The 23,727-nt window shown below is 67.2% G+C and carries 21 protein-coding genes; 7 read left to right on the forward strand and 14 right to left on the reverse strand.

Going from position 1 to position 23,727, the window contains the following annotated elements:
* The first annotated feature begins 4 nt into the window (after positions 1–4).
* Positions 5–859, forward strand: a complete 855-nt coding sequence (gene rsmI, locus OG716_RS35820; RefSeq protein ID WP_405134723.1) for a 16S rRNA (cytidine(1402)-2'-O)-methyltransferase — start codon at positions 5–7, stop codon at positions 857–859.
* Between the two features lie 7 nt (positions 860–866).
* Here the strand turns inward: rsmI and OG716_RS35825 are convergent, their stop codons facing one another.
* The 8 genes from OG716_RS35825 to metG all read right to left on the reverse strand — a co-directional run bounded on the left by OG716_RS35825 (position 867) and on the right by metG (position 11,979).
* The gene (locus OG716_RS35825; RefSeq protein ID WP_405140146.1) at positions 867–3,014 is read right to left on the reverse strand and encodes an MMPL family transporter; all 2,148 of its coding nucleotides are present in this window, start codon (positions 3,012–3,014) and stop codon (positions 867–869) included.
* A 271-nt stretch (positions 3,015–3,285) separates the two neighbouring features.
* The gene (locus OG716_RS35830) at positions 3,286–4,473 is read right to left on the reverse strand and encodes a peptide synthetase (RefSeq protein WP_405134724.1); all 1,188 of its coding nucleotides are present in this window, start codon (positions 4,471–4,473) and stop codon (positions 3,286–3,288) included.
* A 30-nt stretch (positions 4,474–4,503) separates the two neighbouring features.
* Positions 4,504–5,547 (reverse strand): NAD-dependent epimerase/dehydratase family protein, encoded by a 1,044-nt coding sequence (locus tag OG716_RS35835; protein WP_405134725.1) that lies wholly within the window; start codon positions 5,545–5,547, stop codon positions 4,504–4,506.
* A 20-nt stretch (positions 5,548–5,567) separates the two neighbouring features.
* A complete protein-coding gene (locus tag OG716_RS35840) occupies positions 5,568–5,840 on the reverse strand; it encodes a hypothetical protein (RefSeq protein WP_405134726.1) in 273 nt (90 codons plus the stop codon).
* A gap of 1 nt (position 5,841) precedes the next feature.
* Complete coding sequence (locus OG716_RS35845) at positions 5,842–8,073, reverse strand: AMP-binding protein (protein WP_405134727.1); 2,232 nt, start codon at positions 8,071–8,073, stop codon at positions 5,842–5,844.
* Positions 8,070–8,981: a hypothetical protein gene (locus OG716_RS35850; RefSeq protein WP_405134728.1), complete on the reverse strand. Its 912-nt coding sequence runs from the start codon at positions 8,979–8,981 to the stop codon at positions 8,070–8,072. The genes OG716_RS35845 and OG716_RS35850 overlap by 4 nt, the downstream gene beginning before the upstream one ends.
* 1 nt (position 8,982) lies before the next feature.
* Positions 8,983–10,032: a 3-oxoacyl-ACP synthase III family protein gene (locus tag OG716_RS35855; protein WP_405140148.1), complete on the reverse strand. Its 1,050-nt coding sequence runs from the start codon at positions 10,030–10,032 to the stop codon at positions 8,983–8,985.
* 387 nt (positions 10,033–10,419) lie between these two features.
* A complete protein-coding gene (metG, locus tag OG716_RS35860; RefSeq protein ID WP_405134729.1) occupies positions 10,420–11,979 on the reverse strand; it encodes a methionine--tRNA ligase in 1,560 nt (519 codons plus the stop codon).
* A gap of 67 nt (positions 11,980–12,046) precedes the next feature.
* Between metG and OG716_RS35865 the strand changes: the two genes are divergently transcribed.
* Together OG716_RS35865 and OG716_RS35870 are read left to right on the forward strand one after the other, a co-directional pair.
* A complete protein-coding gene (locus tag OG716_RS35865) occupies positions 12,047–12,874 on the forward strand; it encodes a TatD family hydrolase (protein ID WP_405134730.1) in 828 nt (275 codons plus the stop codon).
* Positions 12,875–13,042: 168 nt separating this feature from the next.
* Positions 13,043–14,170 (forward strand): transglycosylase family protein, encoded by a 1,128-nt coding sequence (locus tag OG716_RS35870; RefSeq protein WP_405134731.1) that lies wholly within the window; start codon positions 13,043–13,045, stop codon positions 14,168–14,170.
* Positions 14,171–14,386: 216 nt separating this feature from the next.
* On the opposite strand, the gene OG716_RS35875 is transcribed toward OG716_RS35870, so the two are convergent.
* Entirely contained in the window at positions 14,387–15,154 is a 768-nt protein-coding gene (locus tag OG716_RS35875) for an SDR family NAD(P)-dependent oxidoreductase (protein ID WP_405140150.1), read from the reverse strand.
* 153 nt (positions 15,155–15,307) lie between these two features.
* Between OG716_RS35875 and OG716_RS35880 the strand changes: the two genes are divergently transcribed.
* From OG716_RS35880 to rsmA, 3 genes are all read left to right on the forward strand, one after another.
* On the forward strand, positions 15,308–16,471 hold the full coding sequence (locus OG716_RS35880; protein WP_405134732.1) for an alpha/beta fold hydrolase: 1,164 nt from the start codon (positions 15,308–15,310) through the stop codon (positions 16,469–16,471).
* Positions 16,472–16,582: 111 nt separating this feature from the next.
* Positions 16,583–17,758, forward strand: coding sequence for a lipase family protein (locus tag OG716_RS35885; RefSeq protein ID WP_405134733.1), 1,176 nt, complete (start codon positions 16,583–16,585; stop codon positions 17,756–17,758).
* A gap of 237 nt (positions 17,759–17,995) precedes the next feature.
* On the forward strand, positions 17,996–18,877 hold the full coding sequence (rsmA, locus tag OG716_RS35890; protein ID WP_405134734.1) for a 16S rRNA (adenine(1518)-N(6)/adenine(1519)-N(6))-dimethyltransferase RsmA: 882 nt from the start codon (positions 17,996–17,998) through the stop codon (positions 18,875–18,877).
* A 5-nt stretch (positions 18,878–18,882) separates the two neighbouring features.
* Here the strand turns inward: rsmA and OG716_RS35895 are convergent, their stop codons facing one another.
* The 5 genes from OG716_RS35895 to OG716_RS35915 form a co-directional block, all read right to left on the reverse strand.
* A complete protein-coding gene (locus OG716_RS35895) occupies positions 18,883–19,380 on the reverse strand; it encodes an LpqN/LpqT family lipoprotein (RefSeq protein WP_405134735.1) in 498 nt (165 codons plus the stop codon).
* A 169-nt stretch (positions 19,381–19,549) separates the two neighbouring features.
* Positions 19,550–21,790, reverse strand: coding sequence for a heavy metal translocating P-type ATPase (locus OG716_RS35900; RefSeq protein ID WP_405134736.1), 2,241 nt, complete (start codon positions 21,788–21,790; stop codon positions 19,550–19,552).
* Positions 21,790–22,686, reverse strand: a complete 897-nt coding sequence (locus tag OG716_RS35905; RefSeq protein ID WP_405134737.1) for a hypothetical protein — start codon at positions 22,684–22,686, stop codon at positions 21,790–21,792. The genes OG716_RS35900 and OG716_RS35905 overlap by 1 nt, the downstream gene beginning before the upstream one ends.
* Entirely contained in the window at positions 22,687–22,893 is a 207-nt protein-coding gene (locus OG716_RS35910) for a cation transporter (protein WP_355119508.1), read from the reverse strand.
* 101 nt (positions 22,894–22,994) lie between these two features.
* Positions 22,995–23,444: a TetR/AcrR family transcriptional regulator gene (locus tag OG716_RS35915; RefSeq protein ID WP_405134738.1), complete on the reverse strand. Its 450-nt coding sequence runs from the start codon at positions 23,442–23,444 to the stop codon at positions 22,995–22,997.
* Between OG716_RS35915 and OG716_RS35920 the strand changes: the two genes are divergently transcribed.
* Entirely contained in the window at positions 23,425–23,709 is a 285-nt protein-coding gene (locus OG716_RS35920; protein ID WP_405134739.1) for an SDR family oxidoreductase, read from the forward strand. The two genes, OG716_RS35915 and OG716_RS35920, sit on opposite strands and share 20 nt — an antisense overlap.
* Positions 23,710–23,727: the final 18 nt, after the last annotated feature.

Here is a 23,727-nt window from a genome sequence, read left to right on the forward strand (position 1 = left end):
TGCAATGAGCGGCGAGCCGATCGCGGTCGGACGACTGGTGCTCGCGGCGACACCGATGGGCGATATCGGTGACGCTTCGCAGCGGCTGCGGGATGCGCTGGGCTCGGCGGATATCGTCGCCGCCGAGGACACCCGCCGCACGCGCTCGCTCGCCAAGGCGCTCGAGGTGGAGATCACCGGCCGGGTGGTGAGTTTCTACGATCATGTGGAGACGGCCCGGATTCCCATGCTGCTGGACGAGATCCAGGGCGGTCGCACCGTGCTGCTGGTCACCGATGCGGGCATGCCCTCGGTCAGCGATCCGGGGTACACCATGGTCGCCGCCTGTGTGGAGCGCGGCCTTCCCATCACCTGTCTGCCCGGTCCCTCGGCGGTCACCACCGCGCTGGCACTGTCCGGTCTTCCCGTCGAGCGCTTCTGCTTCGACGGCTTCGCCCCGCGTAAATCCGGTCAGCGCAAGGAGTGGTTCCGGACGCTGGCCTCGGAACAGCGCGCGGTCGCCTTCTTCGAGGCCCCGCACCGCCTGGGGGACTGCCTGGCCGACGCGGTCGAGATTCTCGGACCCACCCGCCGCGCCGCCGTCTGCCGCGAACTCACCAAGACCTATGAGGAGGTGCGGCGCGGCACCCTGGCCGAGCTGGCCGCCTGGGCCGCCGACGGGGCGCGGGGTGAGATCACCGTGGTTCTCGAAGGCGCACAACCGGTTTCGGAGGAACCCGCCGATCTGGTGAGTCAGGTCGAGGCCCTCATCTCCGGCGGCCTGCGCCTCAAGGACGCCTGCGCCGAGGTCTCCGCGGCGACCGGCGCCTCGCGCCGCGAACTCTACGACGCGGTTCTCTCCGCCCGCACCGCCGACTGACTCAGGCTTATCCGCTCCTGGAGTCCTGGGGCTGCACGACTTCGGCGTCGATCCGGCTGTGCGGCAATGGTTTCACTCTGCTGCGCGGTGGCGTCCACCAGTTGGCGGGGCCCATGAGTTTGACCAGGGCCGGGACCAGCAGCATGCGGACCAGGGTGGCGTCGATGATCAGGGCGATCACCATGCCGAGGCCGAGGAAGCGCATCGGGGTGAGGGGCGAGAGGGTGAAGGCTCCGGTGATGAGGACGAGAAGGGCTGCGGCCGCGGTGATTACGCGGGCGGTCTGGACCGTGCCGGTGCGGACCGCTTCCTCGGTATCGGCTCCGGCCTCGTGGGCTTCGACCATGCGGGAGAGCAGGAAGACCTCGTAGTCGGTGGAGAGCCCGAAGACCACGGCGATGATCAGGACCATCATGCTGGCCGATACCGGGCCGACGCTCACGCCGAGGATGCCCGCCAGATGGCCCTTGTCGAAGATCCAGGTGAGGATGCCGAAAGTGGCGGCCAGGCTGAGGAAGGCCATGAGCACCGCTTTGACCGGCAGCACCACGGACCGGAACGCGAGGCCGAGCATGAGCAGGGTGGCGAGCACCATGACGGTGATCATCAGCGGGAGATTGGACAGCACCGCCGTGACACTGTCCGCGGTGGCGGCGCTTTCGCCGCCGATCTGTAGCGCGAGGCCGTCGAGTCGCAGATCGCGCAGGCGGTGCACAGTCTCCTGTGCGGCCGGTGAGCGGTCGGGCGCGACCAGCACCGTGTGAATGACGGCGACGCTGTCGCGGGTCTCCAGATGCAGCGCCTGTTTGACGCCCTGAACCGCGCCCAGCTCACGCAGGGCGGTGCTGATGGCGGCGGGAGTCGGTGCGCTGCCGTCGGATTCGCGCACGAGTACGGTCGCACCGCTGTTCGCGGCGGGGAATCGGGCCGACAATTCCTCTACGGCCGTGCGGGTTTCATTGCCCGCGGGCAATGCGGTGTGGTCGATATCGCCGAGCCGTACGCCGGTCAGCGGGGCGGCCAGCACCAGCAGCAGGGCGCCGACCGCAATGGCGACCGCGCCGGGGCGGCGCATGACCGCGGTGACCACGCGGCCCCAGAATCGGTGTGCGCGTTCCTCGGAGCGTTCGAAAGCGTCTGCGCGCCAACTCCATTTGCTGATCCGGGGACCGAGCAGGGCGAGTGCGGCGGGGAGTGCGGTCACCGACAGCAGCGCCGCCAGGCCGACCGCCGCGATGGCGCCGAATCCGAGGGAGCGCAGCACCGCCTGCGGGAAGACGAAGGTGCCCGCGAAGGCGCACATCAGCAGGACCGCGGAGAACAGCACGGTGCGGCCCGCGGTGTCCAGCGCGCGGGTGACCGCCGCTTCCGTGGAGCGGCCCTGTACGAGCTCCTCACGGAATCGCCCGACTATGAAAAGCCCGTAGTCGATGGCCAATCCGAGCCCGAGCAGTGAGACGACGTTCATCGCGAACACGCTGACTTCGGTGAACTGGGCGATGATGCCGACGGCTCCCAGCGCGCCGATCACCGCGAGCGTGCCGACGATCACCGGCAGCGAGGCCGCCACGATGCCGCCGAAGACGAGCACCAGTACCAGCGCGGTCAGCGGAATCGAAATCGATTCGGCCACAATCAGATCGTGCCGCGACTGGTCGCTGATGGCCTGCGCCAGCGCGCTGTATCCGGTCATCTTGGTCTGCAGCCCCGGCATCCGCAGCGCGTCCGCAATCTGAGGATACACCGCAATGCGATGGTTTTCGTCACCGGCCGCGAACACCACGGCCACCGCCTCGCGCCCATCGGCGGAGCGCAGATACTGCGATCGCGGACTGTTCCAATAGGTTTCGACCGGCCGATCCAGCAGTTTCGGATCGACCTTCGCCACCGCCGCCTGCACCTGCGGCCCGATATCGGCCAGCGTCTGCCCCTCCGGCGCGGTGTAAATAGCCACCACATCCGGATTCTGCGGCCCCACAGCCTGTTTCACCCAGTCGTCGACCGCACTGGATTCACTGCCCGGATCGGTATACCCCGCCGCACTGACCTTGCTCGCCAGCCCGGTGGCGAACAGCCCGCACGCCAGCGCGAACAACACCGCCACCACCAGCACAGTCTTCGGCCGCGCCAACACAATCCGCGCCCACGCCGTAATCATGCGGCCCGCCTGCACATGCCGGCCGAAGCACTCCGCGTCATTCCGGCGTGAGCACGCCCCGTCATCCCGGCATGCTTTCGGCCGGGATCCACCGCACTGGGTGGCAGTGTCGCGGGTGTGGATCCCGGCCGAAAGCTCGCCGGGATGACGAAGGCTGTGTGGACTGACCGAACAGCCCCTGTCTGCATCGAACAGGGCCGACGAAGGCTGTTCGATAGGGATGCGGGCTGTTCGGTGCGGGTGATGACGGGTGGTAGCGCGTCAGCGGTCATGACGCGGCCGAATCCGAGGGGGCGAATTCGGTTTCCAGGGTGGTGACGATGCGGTCCAGGAGGGCGTCGAGGCGGGCGGGGATGCCGCGGCCGCTGCGGGCGGAGACCGTGAGCTCGGTGCGGCCGCCGCCTTCGGTGAGACCGAAGAGCAGGGGCATGGCGACGCTGTGCTGGGGGAGGACGCGGACCGAGGTGGGGGTGAAGCCGGGGACGGCCATGTCCTCGAAGTCGTAGCGGCCCATATGGGAGACGGTGGCGGAGGCCAGGTTTCGGCCCAGCCGGGCGCCCGCCCAGTTGAGCGAGCGCAGCAGGACCTTACCGGCGGCGGGCGGCACATTGGACAGCCGCGCGGCTTCCATCTGATTGAGTTCGCGGCGTTCCTGCAGGCCGATCTTCTTGTCCGCGTTGAGCTGCTTCCAGTCGACGCCGGGACTCGCATCCAGGAACAGCGGCAGCGCCAGATTGCCGGTGGAGCGCAGTTCCGGATCGTGGCGGCGCAGATCGACCGGGATCATGATGCGCGAGACCGGCCCGCCCTCATCGGCCAGAATCGCCGCGACGCGCACCATGGCGCCGGGTCCGGTGGCATTGATGGTGCGGTGGCGCAACAGATGTCGCGGCTGGCCCGCATCCTGCCGGCCGGTGCCGAGCGCGGAGCGCCAGCGCGGCAGCATGAGCGCGGGACGGCCGGGCGCGCCGACCTTGCGCACCAATTCCTCGTCGGCAACGGGGTCGGCCGCACCGATCGGTTCCTGCCCGCGCAGCGCCCGCAGCACATCGGTGGCCCACATGACCATGCCCATACCGTCCATGACGCCGTGGAACACCCGGAAGATCACGGTGACCGGATCGGCGGTGAGCAGCAGCACCTCGGCGGTGGCCGCGGACGTCGGCCCGATCGGGCTGTTCAGCACCGGATCGCCCTCCAGCGCAGGGTATTCCAGCACATGAGGCACCGCCCGCACGGCGGGCGCCTGCCCGTTGTCCACCCAGTACTTACCCTCGCGGACCAGTCGTGCTCCCGGATTCGCCTCGGACGCAACGGCTACGGCCCGCCGCAGTTCCTCCGCGTCCAGGCCGCCGGTGCCCTCGATGGCCAGCTGCATGAGGAACGGGGGAGCCAGTTCCCGCATGGGGAAGTACATCAGCTCGGTGGGGGAGATGGGGCGGCGGAAGGTGCTCATACGTGCGTCTCCTGCAGGGGTGACCGCGAATTACCGCAGTTCTTTGGTCAATTCGACAATGCCGCCCTGGGTTTCGAGCCAGGCCAGGAAGGTGGCGAGCCCGGTCTCGCGATCCATGACCGGCCGGTACCCGAAATCCCTGGTGGCGGCGCCGGTGTCGTAGGTGGCCGTACGCGTCATCAGCGCCACCACATACCGCGAGAGCGGCGGTGACCAGCGGGTGGCGACGGCCGGAATGCGCCAGATGGTGTCGATGATCGATACCGCCGCATTCAGCACCCGCGGATTGGGCTGCCGGCTGGGCGGCTCGTAGCCGAGGTCGGTCGCGACCTCGCCGAGGAAGCCCCACACATTCGTCTGCTCGCCGTCGGCGATGAAATACGCCTTGCCGCCGGACTTCTCGGACGCTGCCGCCCAGGTGCAGGCCGCGGCGATATTCTCGACATGGCAGAGCGAGGCGTAGACGTCCTTGCCGAACGACAGATCCGGCAGGCTGCCCGCGGCGGCCCGGCTCAGCAGCCGCACGATCGGCCCGGACCGATCGCCCGCACCCCAGATGGCGCGCGGCCGCAGTGCGCAGGTCGAGAAGCCGGGCGAATTCGCTGCCAGCACAGCGCGTTCCGCGGCGGCCTTGGTCTCGGAGTAGAGGTTCAGGTAGCGGCTCGGATACGGCACCGATTCGTCGATATCGATCTGGTCGCCGCCGTCGCGATCCATGAGTGCGCTGGGGCTGGAGATGAAGACGAAGCGGGAGGCGCCGTTGCGGCGGGCAGACTTCAGCAGATGTTCGGTGGCCGTGAGGTTCTCGGCCACGAACTGGGCGCGGGTGCCGCGCTCGTCGACCCGGGCGGCGCTGTGGAACACCACATCGATGCCCTTGGTCGCGGAATCCAGGGAGGCCGCGTCGGCGAGGTCGCCGGTGACGACCTCCACCTGATCGATGACATCGCCGAGATCGCGCAGATTGCTGGTGGCCCGCGCCAGGATCACCACGTCGTACTGTCCATCGCGGACCAGGCGGCGCACGATCGCGCCGCCGAGGAAACCGGACGCGCCGGTGACCAGCGCCTTCATAGTATTGCTCGCTGCGGGCATCAGGCGGCCTCCCGCGTCTTCCACCAGGTGGCTCCGAAAACCTGGGTCAGTACGGCGGTTTCGACGGGGGATCGGCCGGTGCCCGCCGCGGCGCGCAGTGCGGCCGGGATCTGCGCCGCGTGCACCACGGTGCTCAGGAAGACGTCGATCCACCAGGCGGCGCGCAGCAGCCGGTTGGCCGGTGCGCGATCGGTCAGGGCGGCGATCAGCCCGGCGGTCAGGTACAGCCAGCCGAGAATCGGAATGGCCCGGAGGGCAGTCGGTTTCAGCATGTCACTTGTCCTCTCCGAGCTGCTGGGTGGCCCAGAGGGACAGCTGCTCGCGGCCGATCTTGGCATTGTGGCGGATATCGACCGGAAACTTCGGATGGAACAGGAAGGTCGCCACCGGTGCGGTCACCTCGAATTCGGTGGCCCGCGTGCGCAATTGCGCCGCCAGCAGCACGGTGTCCGCACCGGACTCGGCCTCCACGCACAGCACCGGCTGTTGCGCGCCGCGCGGTCCGACGCCCACCAGGGCGGTACGGACGACGCCGGGCAGCGTATTGAAGACCTGCTCCACCTGTACCGAGAACATGGGTCCGGCGGCGGTGTGCACACGCTGACTCTTGCGCCCGCAGAACCAGATTCGGCCCTCCTGATCGATCCAGGCCAGATCGCCGGTGCGATGCCACACGGTATCGCCGTCGATGATCTTGCCGGCGCGATTGGCCTCGCGCGGCCAGTAGTACCGGGTGCTCACATTCGGCCCCGCCACCACGAGCTCACCGATGCCGCGGGTCGCGACCAGTTCGGCCTCGCGGGCCTCGGCATCGGACCAGAGCTTGATCGGATCATCGGTGATGGCCACCAGTCGCGCCCGGACGCCCTCGGCCGGGCGGCCGATGCAGGTGCCTTCGCCGTGATGGGCGCGTTCGACCAAACCGCCGAGCAGTTCCCGCGATTCGATGGTCGACATGGGCAACGCCTCGGTGGAGCCGTATCCGGCATGCACCTCGGAGTCCGCGGGCAGTACCTCGCGCAGGCCGGCGATGCACCAGTCCGGCACCGGTGCGCCACCGGAGTAAATGCTGTGCAGCGTAGGAAGTTCCGTCTTCGAACTCTCCAGATACCGCAGTAGCGGGATCAATACGGCGGGCGAGGCGAACATGGTCCGCACCCCGAACCGATTGATGGCATCGGCGACATGCGCCGGATCGGTCGACCCGACCTGACTCGGCACCAGCGGCGGCAGCACACACCGCGCCCCGAGCAGCATGTCCAGAATCCCCACCAGCGGCAGCGTGATCAGCGAGGTATCCGGTGCGACCCGCCCCCGCGCCGCATCAACCTGATCGACCATGGCCGACAGATTCCCGTGCGTCATCTCGACCGCCTTGGCCGGACCCGTACTACCCGTGGTGAATGCGATGAGCAGCAACTCCCCATCGGGCGCGGGCACCCGATCGGCGAGCGAACCGGTTCCGAGAGCGATGGTGTCCCCGGCGCCGGCAGTGCCTGCCCCGGTCGCCCGCCGCTCCCAGCGGGCGCGCGCGCCCACTGCGGTGGAGCGCAGGGTACGCAGACGCGAACCCACCACCGGGCTGAAACGGTCCGCGGTCGCGGCAGCCTTGGCGATCGCCGTACCCCCGCGTCCGGCAGGCGCGTTCTGCTCGAGCGACTCGAGCAGCGCGTGCAGTCGAACGCTCATCGCCCCAGCAGGAGATGGCTTGCCGCCCAGGGTGTTTCGCGCCGCCGCCGCGCCGTCGGCGACATCGTCCGGAGCATGCGGCCTACCGAGTCCGCCGTCCGCACTCGCCGTAGCCGTGAGGGCCTCGTCCGCGGTCGCGGGCGTATCGGCCTCGCTGTCCGAGCCGGCAGCCGCTTCGGCGTCGTGCTGGTTGACGATCGCGCCGGGTGCGTCGGTCGCGGCCGCGCTCTGGGTGGCCACAGCGGCGGTCCGTACATCACGCGTGGCGCCGGACTTGTCGCTCGATACCTGGGTGACTGTATTCAGTTGTGCCGCAGTGGCTTCCGAGCCGCGGGGTGTACCCCAGCTCTGCAAGGTTTCGCCGCCCCAGAACCAGCGGGGGCCGACGGTGATCTTCACGCGGACGTCGCGGAAGTAGCGGCTGAACAGGACGCGGGCGGCGTGCGCCTGGGGGATGCCGATGAAGGCTTCGGCGTCGGCGGCGCGCAGGCAGTTGAGCATTTTGCGCAGGCCCATGCCGGGATCGATGACCACCGGGACCGCGCCGATCTTCAACAGCCCCAGCATGATCGCGTACAGCTCAGGGCTGGGCAGCACCAGCACGATGGTGCGGGTACCGCGGCCGACACCCGCGGCGGCCAGGTGGCCGCCGATGGTGTCGGACCAGGTGTCGAGCTCGCGGTAGGTGAGGTGGCGGTAGTCCGGCAGGCCGGTCGCCGCCGTACCGGCAGGGAAGATCACCGCTTCCCGGTCGGGCTGGTCGGCCACGACCGCGCGGAAGCGGTCGATGGCCTGCCAGTACGTAGCGGTCGTCACGCCGCGGCTCCGACGGGGGCGGGGAGCCGGTAGAGCGCGGCGGCGGCCGAGGGACCCGCGCCGGCCGCGACGAACAGCACATGGGTGAAGCCGTCGAGCGCCTTGCCCGCGATGGCCGCGTCGTACGCCAGCGGCAGCGCGGCGGTGTGCGGATCACCCTGGGACAGATCGGGTCCGAAGACCGCGTTCGGTGCGATACCCAGTTCGGCCGCGAGCCGCTCCGGGAAGTCGCCGGTCGGGGTGGACGCGATCAGGGCGGTGGTGGCCTGCTCCGGATCGGCCTCCGACAGCGCCAGCCGGGCCGCGTCGGCGGCGACGGCGAGCAGCCGGTCCTCGGCATCGGGTTCGCGGATGACGGTCATGAGTCCGCGACCGCGCGTACCCATGGTGTTCAGATCCACGTAGGACTCGATGGCGGGAGTGCCGCTACCGGCGACGGTGTGCACCCGGCCGAACCCCTCGGGCTCGTCGGTGTTCTCCAGCAGCAGCGCGGCACCCGAAGTGGCGTAAGGGAATTCGTCATCGCCCGCACCGCGCTTCATGGACGGGTGGGTGTCGCCGGAGACGATCAGCACATGCTCGGCACTGCCGGTCGCGAGAATGGACTGCGCCACCTGCACCGCATTGAGCACGCCCACACCGGCGTTCATCAGGTCGAAGGAGAATGACCGCGGGTCTTCCTTCACATAGTCGAGCCCGATGCCGGCGGCCTTCTGGATGAGTGCCGAGACGGCCGGTTCGACCGTATTCGAGTCACGGAAGATGCCCGCGTTGATCAGCACGCCGACCTGGTCGGGGCGCACCCCGGCCCGCTCCATGCTCTGGCGCGCGGCGGCCCCGCTGAGCTCCACAATGCTGAAAGTGTCTCCGGCCCGGCTGATTCCGGTGGATTTGATACGCACGCCCATGTCAGACCTTCAGAGATGAAATCGTGGTGGACAGGAATCCCCCGACGACGCCGGAGGCGGCGGGGACCATCAGGACCTTGGATCCGGATGCGATGTTCTGCTGGCTCAGCTGATCGTGCAGCACGATGAAATGTGAAGTGGTGGAGGTGTTTCCGTACTTCTCGATCACATTCAGGTCCGGCGGCATCGGGTGGCCGAACTCGCGTGCGGCAATCGCGTTCATGAACGGGATCGCGCCGGCGCCGAACTGGTGGTGGATAATGTAGTCGAAGCCCTCGTCCTCGAACGTGGTGCCGCGATCGGCCATGAAGTTGCCCTGGGTGTCGGTCCAGAGCAGGAACCGCGACTCGTTGTGCATCTTCCGGTTGTCCGTGTACAGCGAGACGCCCTGGGATTTCTCACTGGGCATACCCAGGCACAGGTGCGAGAATTCCGATGCGGTGGTCAGTTCGATGTAGTGAATTTTATCGTTGTCGTCGACGGCCTCATCGATGATGACGGCCGCGCCGGAATCGCCGACGGTGAGCGATGCGAATTGCAGATCGTATTTCTCAGTGATCTCCTCGACCGCTGTTTCGGCGATCGGAGTAATTGCTTCACCACTCACGACCATGCCGCGCTTCACCGCACCCGAACGAATCATTCGATCGAGAATGTAGGTGCCGGTCATCATTCCGGCGCAGGCATTGGAAAGGTCGAAGGAAATGGTGTCGGCACGCGCTCCGAGATCCCGGGCAAGCGTGCCGGCGAAGGAGGGCTGCATGTACATCTTCGTGCCCCGGCTGCGCGTGATCGAGGTGGAGATGATCACGTCGAGATCGGCTGCCGCGTACTGTGACCTCGACAAACAGTCCTGCGCGGCATTCATCGCGAGAATGTACGAGTCTTCGTGGTTTTCGGGTGTAGTGTCGCGGAAGCGTCTTTCCTTAACACCTGTGATTTTTTCGAGATCGAACCCGGGCGTCTCCTTCAATTGCGAGACGAGCTCTTCGGTGGTGACGCGTTTCGATGGCAGGTAGGCGCCTATCGACTCGAATCGAGAATGCGACACAGGGACTCCTGAAAGTGCGAAGAATTGCAATCTGAATCGGTGACGAACTGAGACTACTCGACGGTAACCACGGCTGCGACCGGACGGACGCCCGTGCATTGTCTGAGACATCTTGTTCGGCAAAGGTTTTCGCCGGTGAGAGCATTGGCCTATCATTCGGGCCTGTGAGGGACTTCACCTCTGTCGCCGGGAACAAAAGATGTAACCTGTAGTTACGTGTATTTCCGTTTGAAACTGTCTGAGCGGCAGTGGGTTTCGCACCGGACATCGATGAACGGCAACCGTCGCACCGGAATTCGCGGGCTGTGGGGTGCGTGAACATCCGGTGCACAGCGACGACGGCCCCGAGCGAATTGCTCAGGGCCGTCGGTTGATTGGCGAGAGTGGCTAGACCTTGGGCTCCACGTACTTCGGGAAGACGACCTCCGGTTCCGGCAGGGCGGTGCCCGGCTGGATCGGGGTGGCGATATCGGCGAAGGTGCGCCCGGTCTGGCCGAGCAGATCCAGGATCTTCTCCGCGGAAGCCGGGATCACCGGCTGCACCAGGATCGTCACAATGCGCAGCACCTCCATGGTCACGTAGAGAATGGTGGCCTCACGGGCCACATCCTCCGGCGTGCCGGATTTGGCGAGGGTCCACGGCGCCTGCGCGGAGAAGTAGCGGTTGGTCTCGCGCAGCGCGATCCACAGCTCCTCCAGGCCCAAATGGAGCTGCTGCTGGTCGAATTCGGCCCGCACCCGCTCCAGCAGCCCGTTCGCGAGCTCCAGCAGCGCCTTGTCCTCATCGGTGAAATCACCGGGCGCCGGCACCACCGGGCCGAAGTCACGCGCGGAGATCTTCAGCGTGCGCTGCGCCAGATTGCCGTACTCATTGGCCAGATCGGTATTGATCCGGCTGACGATGCCCTCGTGGCTGTACGAGCCGTCCTGCCCGTAGGAGATCTCGCGCAGCAGGAAGAACCGCACGGCATCGAGCCCGTAGGTGTCGACGAGCTCCGTCGGATCGACCACATTGCCGGTCGACTTCGACATCTTCTCGCCCTTGTTGTAGAGGAACCCGTGCACGAAAACGCGCTTGGGCAGCTCGATTCCGGCCGACATCAGGAACGCCGGCCAGTACACGGCGTGGAAGCGGGTGATGTCCTTGCCGATGATGTGCAGATCGGCGGGCCAGAACTTCTGGAAGGCAGCCGAATCCGTATTCGGGAAGCCCGCACCGGTGAGGTAGTTGGTGAGCGCGTCCACCCACACGTACATGACGTGCGCCGGATCGCCGGGCACCGGCACACCCCAGTCGAAGGTGGTGCGGGAGATCGACAGATCCTTCAGCCCGGCCTTCACATACGAGACGATTTCATTGCGCCGGGTCGCGGGCGCGATGAATTCCGGCTTGGTCTCATACAGTTCGAGCAGCTTGTCCTGGTAGTCGGACAGCCGGAAGAAATAGTTCGACTCCTCGGTCCACTCCACCGGCGTCTTGGTATCGGTGGAGATGCGGGTGCCGTCCGCCTGGAGGGTGGTCTCCTCCTCGGTGTAGAACGCCTCGTCGCGCACCGAGTACCAGCCGGAGTAGGTGTCCGGGTAGATATCGCCATTGGCGACCATCCGCTCCCAGATGGCGGCGGACGCGGCGAGGTGGTCCTCGTCGGTGGTCCGGATGAACCGGTCGAACGAGATATCGAGGGCCTTGTCCATGCGCTCGAACACATCGGAGTTGCCGGAGGCGTATTCGTGCTCCGGAACACCGGCGGCCTTGGCGGCCTGCTGCACCTTCTGGCCGTGCTCGTCGGTGCCCGTCATGAAGAAGACATCGAACCCGTCGAGCCGCTTGAAGCGGGCCAGCGCATCGGTGGAGATGTACTCGTAGGCGTGGCCGATGTGCGGCGCGCCGTTCGGGTAGGCGATGGCCGTGGTGACATAGAAGGCGGGGCGTTCGGATGCACTCATGGTGTGTCTACTCTAATCTGCGTGCCTCTAGTCGCTCGCGTGAATATCCCCGTGGCAGGTGTCGTCCATGAGTAGCAGCCGGCCCGCGCCCGAACCACCGGAGCCGCTGGCGCCGCTCATCGACGCGCACACCCATCTGGATGCCTGCGGTGCGACCGATGCGGAATCGGTTGCGGCCATTATGGATCGCGCCGAAGCGGTCGGTGTGCGCGAGGTGGTGACGGTGGCCGACGATCTGGTCGCCGCACAGTTCGCGGTGCGGGCCGCGCACTGGGATCGGCGGGTGTACGCGGCCGTGGCCCTGCACCCGACCCGGGCCAACGCACTCGACGACGCGGCCAAAGCGGAGCTCGAGCGCCTGGCCGCCGACCCGCGCGTGGTCGCGATCGGTGAGACCGGGCTCGATTACTACTGGCCCGGAAAACTGGAGGGCTGCGCCGATATCGAGGAGCAGGTCGAAGGTTTCCGCTGGCATATCGACCTGGCCAAACGGCTGGGCAAGCCGCTCATGATCCACAATCGCGAGGCCGATCACGATCTGCTGGCGGTGCTGCTGGACGAGGGTGCGCCGGAAACCGTGATCTTCCACTGTTTCTCCTCCGATGCGAACATGGCGCAGGCCTGCGTGGATCAGGGGTACGTGCTGAGTTTCTCGGGCACCGTGAGTTTCAAGAATGCCCATGAATTGCGGGAGGCGGCGAAACTCGTTCCAGATGACCACATTCTGGTCGAAACGGACGCGCCGTTCCTCACCCCGCATCCGTTCCGGGGTGCGCCGAACGAGTCCTACGTGCTGCCGTACACGGTGCGCGCGCTGGCCGGGGTGCGCGAACAGGATCCGGTGACGCTGGCCAAGATCACCACGGCGAATGCCCGGCGGGTGTACGGAATCTGATTGCGGCCCCGGCTTTGGGTTTGTGGCTTGGCTCACTATGATCCAGCGTGATCTTGATTCACCTGCGGCTCGATATCCGTTCGTAATTTTGATACGCGCAGTTCCGGTGGATCGGTTGTCAATCGCTGACCCCCTCGTTATCGTACTGTGACCATGCCGGGATTTCCTGTGAACGCTTTGGCGAAGATCAACTCGTCGCGCTCGCCGTTGCTGTACGGCGCCATCGCGGCGATGCTTGCCACGCTCATAGTCGGCGCTGGCCTGGCCATCATGAACAAGAAGGTGGTCACCGTCGTGATCGACGGCCAATCCACCAGCCGCAGCACCATGTACCTGAATGTGCGCGGCGTGCTCAAGGACGCCGGGTACGACATCAGCTCGCGCGATGACGTATCCCCTTCTGCCGGTTCACGAGTCCACGACGGCGACACCATCACGCTGAACCGGGCCCGTGAGGTCTCGCTCATCACCGACGGCACCCCGTCCAAGGCCTGGACCACCGCGCTCACCGTCGCGCAGGCGATCGTGCAGCTGAAATTGCCCGGCGATGTGTTCACCTCGCCCTCGCGCCCGACGCCGCTGCCGCTGGTGGGGGCGCAATTGCTCATCACCAATCCGCGCACCGTGGAGCTGGCCGACAACGGCAGTGCCGCTTCACTGGTGCGTCTGGCCGCCCCCACGGTCGGGCAGCTGCTCGAGGTGCAGGGCCGCCCGCTCATCAATCAGGATTTTGTCGTCCCGGCCGCTGATACCCCGCTCACCGACGGCATGAAAATCGTGGTCACCCGCAAGGTCGTCGAAAACCGCACCGAGCGCGTGCCTTTGGATCCGCCCGAGAACATCATCGACGACCCCACGCTCAATATGAGCCGGACCATTGTCGAAAACCAGGGCACACCAGGCACTCAGGACGTCACCTTCGCGGTGTCCATCGTGAACGGCAAAGAGGCGGGCCGGGATCCGATCCACTCCACCGTGATCGTCCCCGCCGCACCCAAGACCATTCGCAAGGGCGCCAAACCCGGTACCGAGGTTCCGCCCGTCCGCGACGGCGCCACCTGGGACGCCCTCGCCAAATGCGAATCCACCGGCAACTGGGCGATCAACACCGGCAACGGTTTCTACGGCGGCGTGCAATTCGACCAGAACACCTGGGAGCGCCAGGGCGGCACCCGCTACGCCCCCCGCGCCGACCTCGCGACCCGCGAAGAACAGATCGCCATCGCCGAGGTAACCCGCGCCCGCCAGGGCTGGGGCGCCTGGCCTGCGTGCACAAGCCGCCTCGGCATCAGCTAGCTGTATCTTTTGCCTCCGCTTCGCTCCGGCGGGTTCGCGGCCCTGTTACCCCGTTCTTCCCTCCCTCCGCTCCTCCGCTTCGCTCCCCCGCTCCGCTCAGTCCAGAACGGGGCGGGCCGCGAACTTGGAGCGGGGGTCATGGGGTGTGGATCTGCTGTTGTGGTGCAGGGGTTTCGGGAGCTGGGCCCGTTGGAACACCTGCTGTGTGTGCAGCGCCTACATCAGTGCGCCGCCGTCTACGCGGAGTTCGGTGCCGGTCATGTAGCGGCCGTCATCGGAGGCGACCATGGCGACCACGCCGGCGATGTCCTCCGGCTTGCCCAGGGCGCCGCCGTCGATCCAGCCGGGGAGGCGGGCCATGAGCGACCAGTCGGCGTCGGCGGGGAGGGAGAGCCCGGAGGTGATGCCGGTGCTGATGCCGCCCGGGACGATATTCACCGCGCGCAGACCCTTTTTCACGTATTCGAGGGCGATGGAGTGGGTCAGCGCGTTGACGCCGGCCTTGGATGCGGCGTACGCGGCCATGTAGGGGTTGGAGCCGAAGGCCGCGGTGGAGGAGAAGTTCACGATCACGCCGCCGTGCGCGGATTCGATGAGCTGGGGGATAGCGGACTGGATCATCAGGAAGGTGCCGGTGAGGTTCACCGCGAGCACCTGGTTCCAGACCTCCACGGGCATCTCGTGGGTGTGCCCGGCGCGCATGATGCCGGCGGCATTCACGAGAACGTCCAGGCCGCCTAGGGTTTCGAAGGCGTCGGCGGTGGCGGTGTGCACCGACTCCGGATCGGAGACGTCCAGGTGCACGGTGCGCAGCCGGTCCCGCTGGTCGGCGGGAGCGGCTTCGACGGTGGCGGTCAGCCCGGCGTCGTTGATATCGGCGGCGACCAGCTGCGCGCCTTCGGAGAGGAGGCGCAGGGCGATGCCCTGGCCGATTCCGGAACCGGCTCCGGTGACGATTACTCGGCGTCCTTCAAATCTGCTCAGCATGGCGCGAAATTAGAACAAGTTTCACTCGGCGTCAATGGCTGATCGGCGGCCGCCCGATCACAGAGATTTCTCATACTGGACGGTCGATCTAATCGCTAAGCTCATTCGCGCACGCAATGAGTTTGTGGGTCGGTGTTTTATGGAGGACTGATGAGGGTTTTGGGTTGGCGGACGCGGATTTTCACCGCGTCCATGGTGACCGCGGGTGCGTTCCTGATAATTCCGGGAGCGCCGGCCCAGGCGGAGACGCCGGGCGCGGTTATCGCGACAACCGCGGCACCCGACGGCTTCCGCGGCATGCCGAACGGCTCCATCATCGACTACTGGACCACGCGCTCCAATGGTGAAGCGGTCAAGGCCAGCGGCGCGCTCTTCGTCCCGAACGGCACGGCGCCCGCCGGCGGCTGGCCGATCATGGCCTACGACCACGGCACCTCCGGTCTCGGACCCGGCTGCGGTGGCCAGACCGATACCACGCAGGTGAACCGTCCCGCGGAAGACCGTGTGCTGCAGTACTTCCTGGGCAAGGGCTTCGCTGTTGTCGCCCCCGATTACCTCGGACTCGGCCGCTTCGACACCGGACCGCACCCGTATCTGGAAATCCGCACCGAGGCCACCGCGACCATCGATATGGTCCGCGCCGCCCGTGCCGCCGATCCGGAGCTGTCGCGCACCTGGGCGCTGACCGGTGTCTCCCAGGGCGGTCACGCGGCACTGGGCGCTGCCAATCTGCAGCACACCGACGCTCCCGATCTGGACTTCCGCGGCACCATCGCCGTCGACCCGGCCTCGGATATCGAGAAGGTCTCCCCGTTCGTCGGCCCCTACGTGCCCGCCATCCCGGGCGAGGCAGGCGACGGTGTCGGCGGATTTGTGGTCAGCATGCTCGCGGGCCTGCGCGCTACCCACCCGGAACTCGACCTGAACGCGAATTACCTGACACCGCGCGGGCGTGAGGTGGTGGACCAGGCCTCGAGCCTGTGCTTCAAGGGCATTACGAAAGTCATCGACGGCACCTCGATCGGCGATATGATCTCGCGCCCGCTGAACGACGCCCGCTTCATGGCCGCGTTCAACGACTACATCACCGTGCCGACCAGTGGCTACGACGCGCCGATCCTGTTGCTGCTCAACACGAATGACATCACTGTGCCGTCCCCGCTGCATGCCGCGCTGGCTGCTCAGTTCGCGGCCGATGGCGTCGATTTCCAGGCGGTGGTCGGCACCGGCACGCACACTCAATTGAATCCGAGGATGTGGGATGCCATCGGGGCGTTCAGCGACCGCATTCTGGCCACGCCGACCAAGTCCTGATTTGTCCATCGCGCCGCCCCGAGTGATCACGGCTATCTTGCGGCAAATACATTGGTCGGAAATGTCTTCGAAAGTTCGGCCCGGTGTCGGGGCGGCATCGGTGGAGGAATCATGGGATTTACAAGCACATTCGGCAGAGGTCTGATCGCGACGGCGGTCGCCGCGGGCGCCCTGCTCGTCGTCCCCGTGAGCGCCGCGCACGCGGACCCGGCGGGCGCGCCGATCGCCCAGACCGCGCAAGCCGCCGGCTGGCACCACAACACCGGGAACGGTTCGGTCCTCACCTACTGGACGACCCGATCCAATGGTGAGGCCGTTCAGGCCAGCGGCGCCTTCTTCGTCCCCGAAGGTCCCGCGCCCGCCGGCGGCTGGCCGATCATGGCCTACAACCACGGCACCACCGGACTCGGCGCGAATTGCGGCGGGCAGTCCGATCCGTCCACCGCGCCGCTGGCGGTACCGCTGAAGGCCGACGAAGAACTGATGCAGTACTTCGTCTCGAAGGGCTTCGCTGTTGTCGCCCCCGATCATCTCGGGCTGGGCGTCTTCGACACCGGCCCGCATCCGTATTTGGAACTGCGCACCGAGGCGACCGCCACCATCGATATGGTGCGCGCCGCGCGTGCCGCCAACCCCGGACTGTCGCGCACCTGGGCGGTGAGCGGGATGTCGCAGGGCGGTCATGCCTCGCTCGGCGCCTCCAATCTGCAGGTGAGCGATGCGCCGGATCTCGACTTCCGCGGCACCATCGCCATCGATCCCGCCACCGATGTGGAGAAGGCGCTGCCGATCGCGGGCCCGTGGGTGCCGGAACTGCCGGGTGCGATCGGCACCGGCGTCGGCAGCTTCAGCGCCAGCATTCTGGCCGGCGTGCGCGCCGCTCGCCCGGACGCACAGGTCGACAGCTATCTGACCGACCGCGGCCGGCAGCTGCTCGACGATATCGGCACCGAATGCCTGCCCGCCATCAGCAAGCGCATGGCCGATGTCTCGATCGGTGATCTGCTCTCCCGCCCGCTGTCGCAGGGCCCGTTCCCGGGTGTCCTGAACGACTACATGACCGTTCCGGTCCGTGGCTACGATGCGCCGATCCTATTGCTGGTCAACGCCACCGACACCACGGTCCCGTCACCGCTGCACGGCGCCCTCGTCGCACAGTTCGCCGCGAACGGCGTGGATTTCGACACCGTCGTCGGCACCGGCACCCACTGCCAGCTGAACCCCCAGATGTGGGCCGCCATCGACAACTTCACCGCCCGCGTGCTCTCCACGCCTGTCCAGTCCTGACCAACCCCTGTCCGCCGGTTCAGTTAGGTCCGCCGCTCACCAGGTCTCGGTCATAGCGACCGCATTCTGGCCAAGCCGACCACACCAAACCTCCCGAGTTCGCGGCCCGTCTCGGCTCTGGACTGAGTGGAGCGGGGGAGCGAAGCGGAGGAGCGGAGGGAGGGAAGAACGAGACAAAGGGGGCCGCGAACCCGCCGGAGCGAAGCGGAGGCAATTAGACACGGTAGGTTTCGCAGGGTGTCCGAATTCGAAAACGCTGGTCGTGGAGAAGCCGCCCTGCTGGGCCCTGCCGAAGTGCGGGTGCTCGCCGAGCGGTTCGGGGTGCGCCCGACCAAGCAGCTCGGACAGAACTTCGTGCATGACGGCAATACGGTGCGCCGCATCGTCTCCGCCGCCGGGGTGGGGCGCGAGGATGTGGTGCTGGAGGTCGGTCCCGGGCTCGGCTCGCTGACCCTCGCCATCCTCGATGTGGTCGACCGGGTGATCGCGGTCGAGATCGATCCGAATCTGGCCGGGCATCTGCCGGGCACCGTGCAGGATCGGGCGCCGAAACTGGCCGACCGCCTCAGCATTGTGCAGGCCGATGCGCTGCGGGTGCGGGCCGAAGATCTTCCGGCCGCACCCACCGCGCTGGTCGCGAACCTGCCCTACAACGTGGCGGTCCCCGTCCTGCTGCACCTGCTCGCCGAATTGCCCAGCATCCGAACCACTCTCATCATGGTGCAGCTCGAGGTCGCCGACCGCCTCTCCGCCAAGCCGGGCGGCCGCATCTACGGCATCCCCAGCGTCAAGGCGGGCTTCTACGGCACCGTCCGCCGCGCCGGCACCGTCGGCCGCCAAATCTTCTGGCCCGTACCGCAGGTCGAATCCGGGCTGGTGCGCATCGACCGCTTCGAGGAAGCTCCCTGGCCCATCGACGAGGACCATCGCAAGAAGGTCTTCGAGGTGGTCGACGCCGCCTTCGCGCAGCGCCGCAAAACCCTGCGCGCCGCACTGGCCGGTTGGGCCGGATCTCCGGTCGAAGCCGAAAGGCGTTTGGTCGCAGCGGGAATCGCTCCGACCGCCCGCGGTGAAACCCTCGATACCGCCGCGTTCGTGCGCCTGGCGGCGCAGGCCTGATCCGGCTAGACGCGGATTTCCAGGCCGCCGAGAATGCCGGCCTCCGAACTGATCTGATCGGCCTTGGCCGTGACGGTGAGCTGGATGAGGAACTCGTCGGTGCCGACCGCCACGATGACGTAGCGGGTGTGTACCCACAGCACCAGGGTGTCCATGGCGTAGGTGCCGGTCACCGCCGCCGACGGGTAACCCTGGTAGTCACCGATTTCCGCGCCGAGTTCCTGCCACTGCGGCAATTGCCGCGCATCGGTGAACGCCGATTCCAGCAATTCCGCGGCATTCACCGGCTTCGACAGCTTGCCCACCAGCAGCACCACATTGTCGGCCCACCCGTCCTCCGGCGGCCGCGTGAAGACGCCGTAGGCGCCCGGGAACATGGCCGCGTCGATCGTCTGCCAATCCTCCGACAGCGCGATGGAGACCTCGGGTGTCCCTTCGCTCCCACGCTCCACGGGCGCGATCTCGATATCCGCTGCGACCAGGTACTCGGCAATGGTGGTCACGAAGTCTGCTCCTCGGCTACGCGGGCGAGGCGGTCCCCACCGCAGTCTTTCGCCATTGAACACGAGTTGCCGGGCGGCCGGTGCACCCGCCTACCCATGCGCAAGGGCCGCCCGGATCGGGGATCCGAACGGCCCAGTGCGGCAACGGGTATCGCCTGTTCGTTCCGGCCTAGCCGCGGAAGCGGCGCAGGCGCAGGCTGTTGCTGACCACGAACACGCTGGACAGCGCCATGGCGGCCCCGGCGAGCATGGGGTTCAGCAGTCCGGCGGCGGCCAGGGGGATGGCTGCCACGTTGTAGCCGAACGCCCAGAACAGATTGCTCTTGATGGTGCGCAGGGTGGCCCGCGACAGTTTGATGGCGGTCGGCACCGAGCGCAGATCGTCGCGCACCAGGGTCAGATCGGCGGCCTGGATGGCCACATCCGTCCCGGTGCCCATGGCCAGGCCGAGATCGGCCTGGGCGAGCGCGGCCGCGTCATTGACGCCGTCGCCGACCATGGCGACCACCTTGCCCTCGGCCTGCAACCGCTTCACCACCTCGAGCTTGTCACTGGGCAGCACCTCGGCGATGACCTCGTCGATGCCGACCTGATCCGCGACCGTGCGGGCGGTGGCGGCATTGTCACCGGTCAGCAGGATCGGGGTGAGACCGAGCGCCCGCATTTCCGAGATCGCCTGTGCACTGGTGGGTTTGACGGCATCGGTGATGACAAGCACCCCGCGCGCCACCCCGTCCCAGGCCACCACGACTGCGGTGCCGCCCACCCGCTCGGCGCGAGTCTTGGCCTCCGCCAATCCTTCCGGCAGCCGGATCGACCAGTCGTCGAGCAGTTCGGTGCGCCCGATGACCACCGCGCGGTCACCGACCAGACCCTGCACACCCTTGCCGCCGTGGCTGACGAACTGCTGCACCTGTTCGGTGGCGAGTCCGCGGGCGACCGCTCCCGCCACTACGGCCTTGGCGACCGGATGTTCGGAGCCGTGCTCCACCGCGGCCGCGACCGCCAGCAGCTCGTCGGCATCGACTCCGGTACTCGGAATCGCCTCGGCGAGACTCATTCTGCCGGTGGTGACGGTGCCGGTCTTGTCCAGCACCACGGTGTCGATCCGGCGGGTCGACTCCAGCACCTGCGGGCCCTTGATCAGAATGCCCAGCTGCGCACCGCGGCCGGTGCCCACCAGCAGTGCGGTGGGCGTGGCCAGGCCGAGGGCGCACGGGCAGGCGATGATCAGCACCGCCACCGCCGCACCGAAGGCGGTCGAGACCGCGGCGCCGGTGCCGAGCCAGAAGCCCAGTGCCGCAATGGCGATCGCGATGACAATGGGCACGAAAACCCCGGCCACCCGATCCGCGAGCCGCTGTACGGGCGCCTTGCCGTTTTGCGCCTCCTCCACGAGCGAAGCCATCTGCGCCAGCTGGGTATCCGCGCCGACCCGGGAGGCCCGCACGGTCAGCAGACCGCCCGCGTTCACGGTCGCACCGACCACCGGATCACCGGATCCGACCTCCACCGGCACCGATTCGCCGGTGAGCATGCTCATATCCAATGCCGAATTTCCCTGCACCACAACACCGTCGGTGGCGATCTTCTCGCCGGGGCGGACGAGGAACTCCTCGCCGACCCGCAGTTCGCCCACCGGAATCCGGGTCTCGACACCATTGCGCAGTACCGCGACATCTTTCGCGCCGAGCTCCAGCAGCGCCCGCAGTGCGGATCCGGCCTTCTCCTTGGACCGGGTCTCGAAATACCGGCCCGCCAGAATGGCCGTGATCAGCGTCGCCGCCACTTCGAAGTAGAGGGCGGAGGACGAGTCACCGCGCACAATGGCGAAGCTGAACGGGTGTTTCATGCCGGCCATGCCCGCATCGCCGAAGAACAGCGCGTACACCGACCAGCTGAAGGCGGCAAGGGTGCCGAGCGAGATCAGCGTGTCCATGGTGGCCGCGCCGTGCTTGGCGTTCACCCAGGCGGCACGGTGGAATTGCGCGCCGCCCCACACCACGATGGGTGCGGTCAGCGTCAGCGAGAGCCACTGCCAATTGGTGAACTGCAGGGCCGGGATCATGGCCATGGCCACCACGGGGACGGCCAGCGCGAGTGTCACCAGCAGGCGGTGCCGCAGTTGCCGGGTGGCGCTGGGAGCCGAATCACCCTCGGTATCAGCGGTTTTCACCGGCTCCGTACTGTGCACGGCGGCGGTGTACCCGGTATCGACCACCTTGGCGATCAGATCATCCGTACTCACCGACTCCGGGAAATTGACCTTCGCCTTCTCGGTGGCGTAGTTCACCGTGGCCGTGACGCCGTCGATCCTATTGAGCTTCTTCTCGATTCGAGACGCGCAGGAGGCGCAGGTCATCCCGCCGATTTCCAGCTCGATCGACCGCTCCGGTGCCGGTGCGCTCATCAGTGACCTCCTCCGTGCTGCGAAGTCGCATCCGAGGCGGATGCGGCGGTTGTGGTCGCGTCGGTGAATTCCGCGGTGTGTACCGCGCCATTATGTGAAAAGTCCAGGTACAGGCGATAGGTGCCGTCACTGGGCGCTTGTGCGTGGAATGCTACGTCAGGGCCCGGGGCGGTCTTGCCGACCTCGCCCTCCGGGTGCACGTGCAGGTAGGCGAGATCGCTCGCGCGCAGTGCCACCAGGTGCCCGTACGCGCCCAGGTAGGGCTGCAGATCGGTCACGGCCTTGCCGTCACGGGTCACGGTGAACGTCAATTCGCTTCCCGCAGTGGACATATCGCCGGTCATAGTGACCCGGTAACCGTCCACATCGGCCGTCTTGGACACCGGCGGCAGCGGTGTGTCCGCGGCGCTGCCGGCGACGTGCACGGTCCGGCTCAGTGTCAGTTCGCCGGGCCCGCCGGCGGGGGAGAAGTCGGTGAAGACCCGGTAGGCGCCGGGTGCGGCCCAGGTCCAGTCGATGGACCAGGTGCCGTCGGCGGCGAGTTGGGGATGCACGTGCCGGAACCCGCTCGCATCCGAGCGGACCACGATCAGGTGCAGATCCTGCTCGTGCAGGCTGTTGAATCGGGTGACCGGGCCCTGCGGTCCGATGATCCGGAAGCGCAGTGCGCCTTGCTGATTCGCGGTCGCGGGGGCGGTGATATCGGTGAGGGTGTAGCCGGACTCGCTGTCTTTCAGCCCGGGGGCCGCATCACTCTCGGTGTGCGCACTGTGTGCGGAGGCCGCGCCGGTGGCCGGCCCGGCCGGATCGCCCACCAGGGCGCCGATCCCGAGCGCGGCCCCGAACAGTACGACCAGTCCGCCGCCGAAGGCCGCGAATCTCAGTCGATCGTTCATTCAGCTCGCCACCTGATATCCGGCCTCGTCGACGGCGGCTGTCACATCGGCGTCGGCGATCGGCGCGGCGGATTCGACCTTGACCAGCCCGGAGGCGAGGTCGACATCGACACTGGTGACGCCGTCGATCTTGCCGATCTCCTTCTGGACCGATCCGGCGCAGTGCCCGCAGGTCATTCCGGTGACGGTGTAGGTGCTGGTGGCCATGTCTGCTCCTCGGCTCGCGCTCTATACGGTGTGGGGGTATCCCCGACATCCAGAAACATACCCCCCGTGGGTACCTGGCGCAAGCGGTTCGGCGTGGAATTTCAGCGATCTAACGGCGTGTCCTCCGGCCAGGTGCGTAGGGCCAGCTCAGCGACCTGCTGGAGTTCGCTGCGCCGCGCGCCGTCGCGGGCGCCCTGTGACATGCCCTGCATGATGGTCCCGATATAGCGGGCCAGGACGGCCGCATCGGTATCGGTGGGCAGCAGCCCGGCGTCGATATCGGTGCGAATCCGCGCGGCGAAGGCGTCCGCATTCGCCGTGCGCATCTGCTCTTGCGCGGCTGCCACCTCGGTGTTCGTGGTATTGAGCCCGGCGCTGATCACCATGCAGCCGCCGGGTTGGCCGGATTTGGTGTATTCGACGGCCACCTCCCGCAGCGTGCGGGCCATGGCGGCCCGGGCTGTCGGCTCCTCGGCGAGCGCACGCTCCGCGAAGCCCGCGCAATTGGCCCCGTAGACCGCGATGGATTCGTTGAACAGCTCGGCCGCCATCGACTCGCTGACCGGTGTGCTCGCCAAAGAGGTTGGGGCACAGGGTATTACGGTCAATGCGGTGGCTCCCGGCGCGATCGACACCGATATGAACGCCGACTGGCTGCGCAATGACGAGGTCTGGGCCGCGGTCTCCGCCCTGTCGCCGCTCAATCGGGTCGCCGGAGCCGCCGATGTCGCCGACATCGTTGCTTTCCTGGCCTCCAACGACTCCCGCTGGGTGGCAGGGCAGTGGATCGATGCCACCGGGGGCGCGCTCCTGTAGGGCCAACTACTCTGACAC

The sequence above is a fragment of the Nocardia sp. NBC_01388 genome, assembly GCF_045040085.1.
Lineage (GTDB): Bacteria > Actinomycetota > Actinomycetes > Mycobacteriales > Mycobacteriaceae > Nocardia.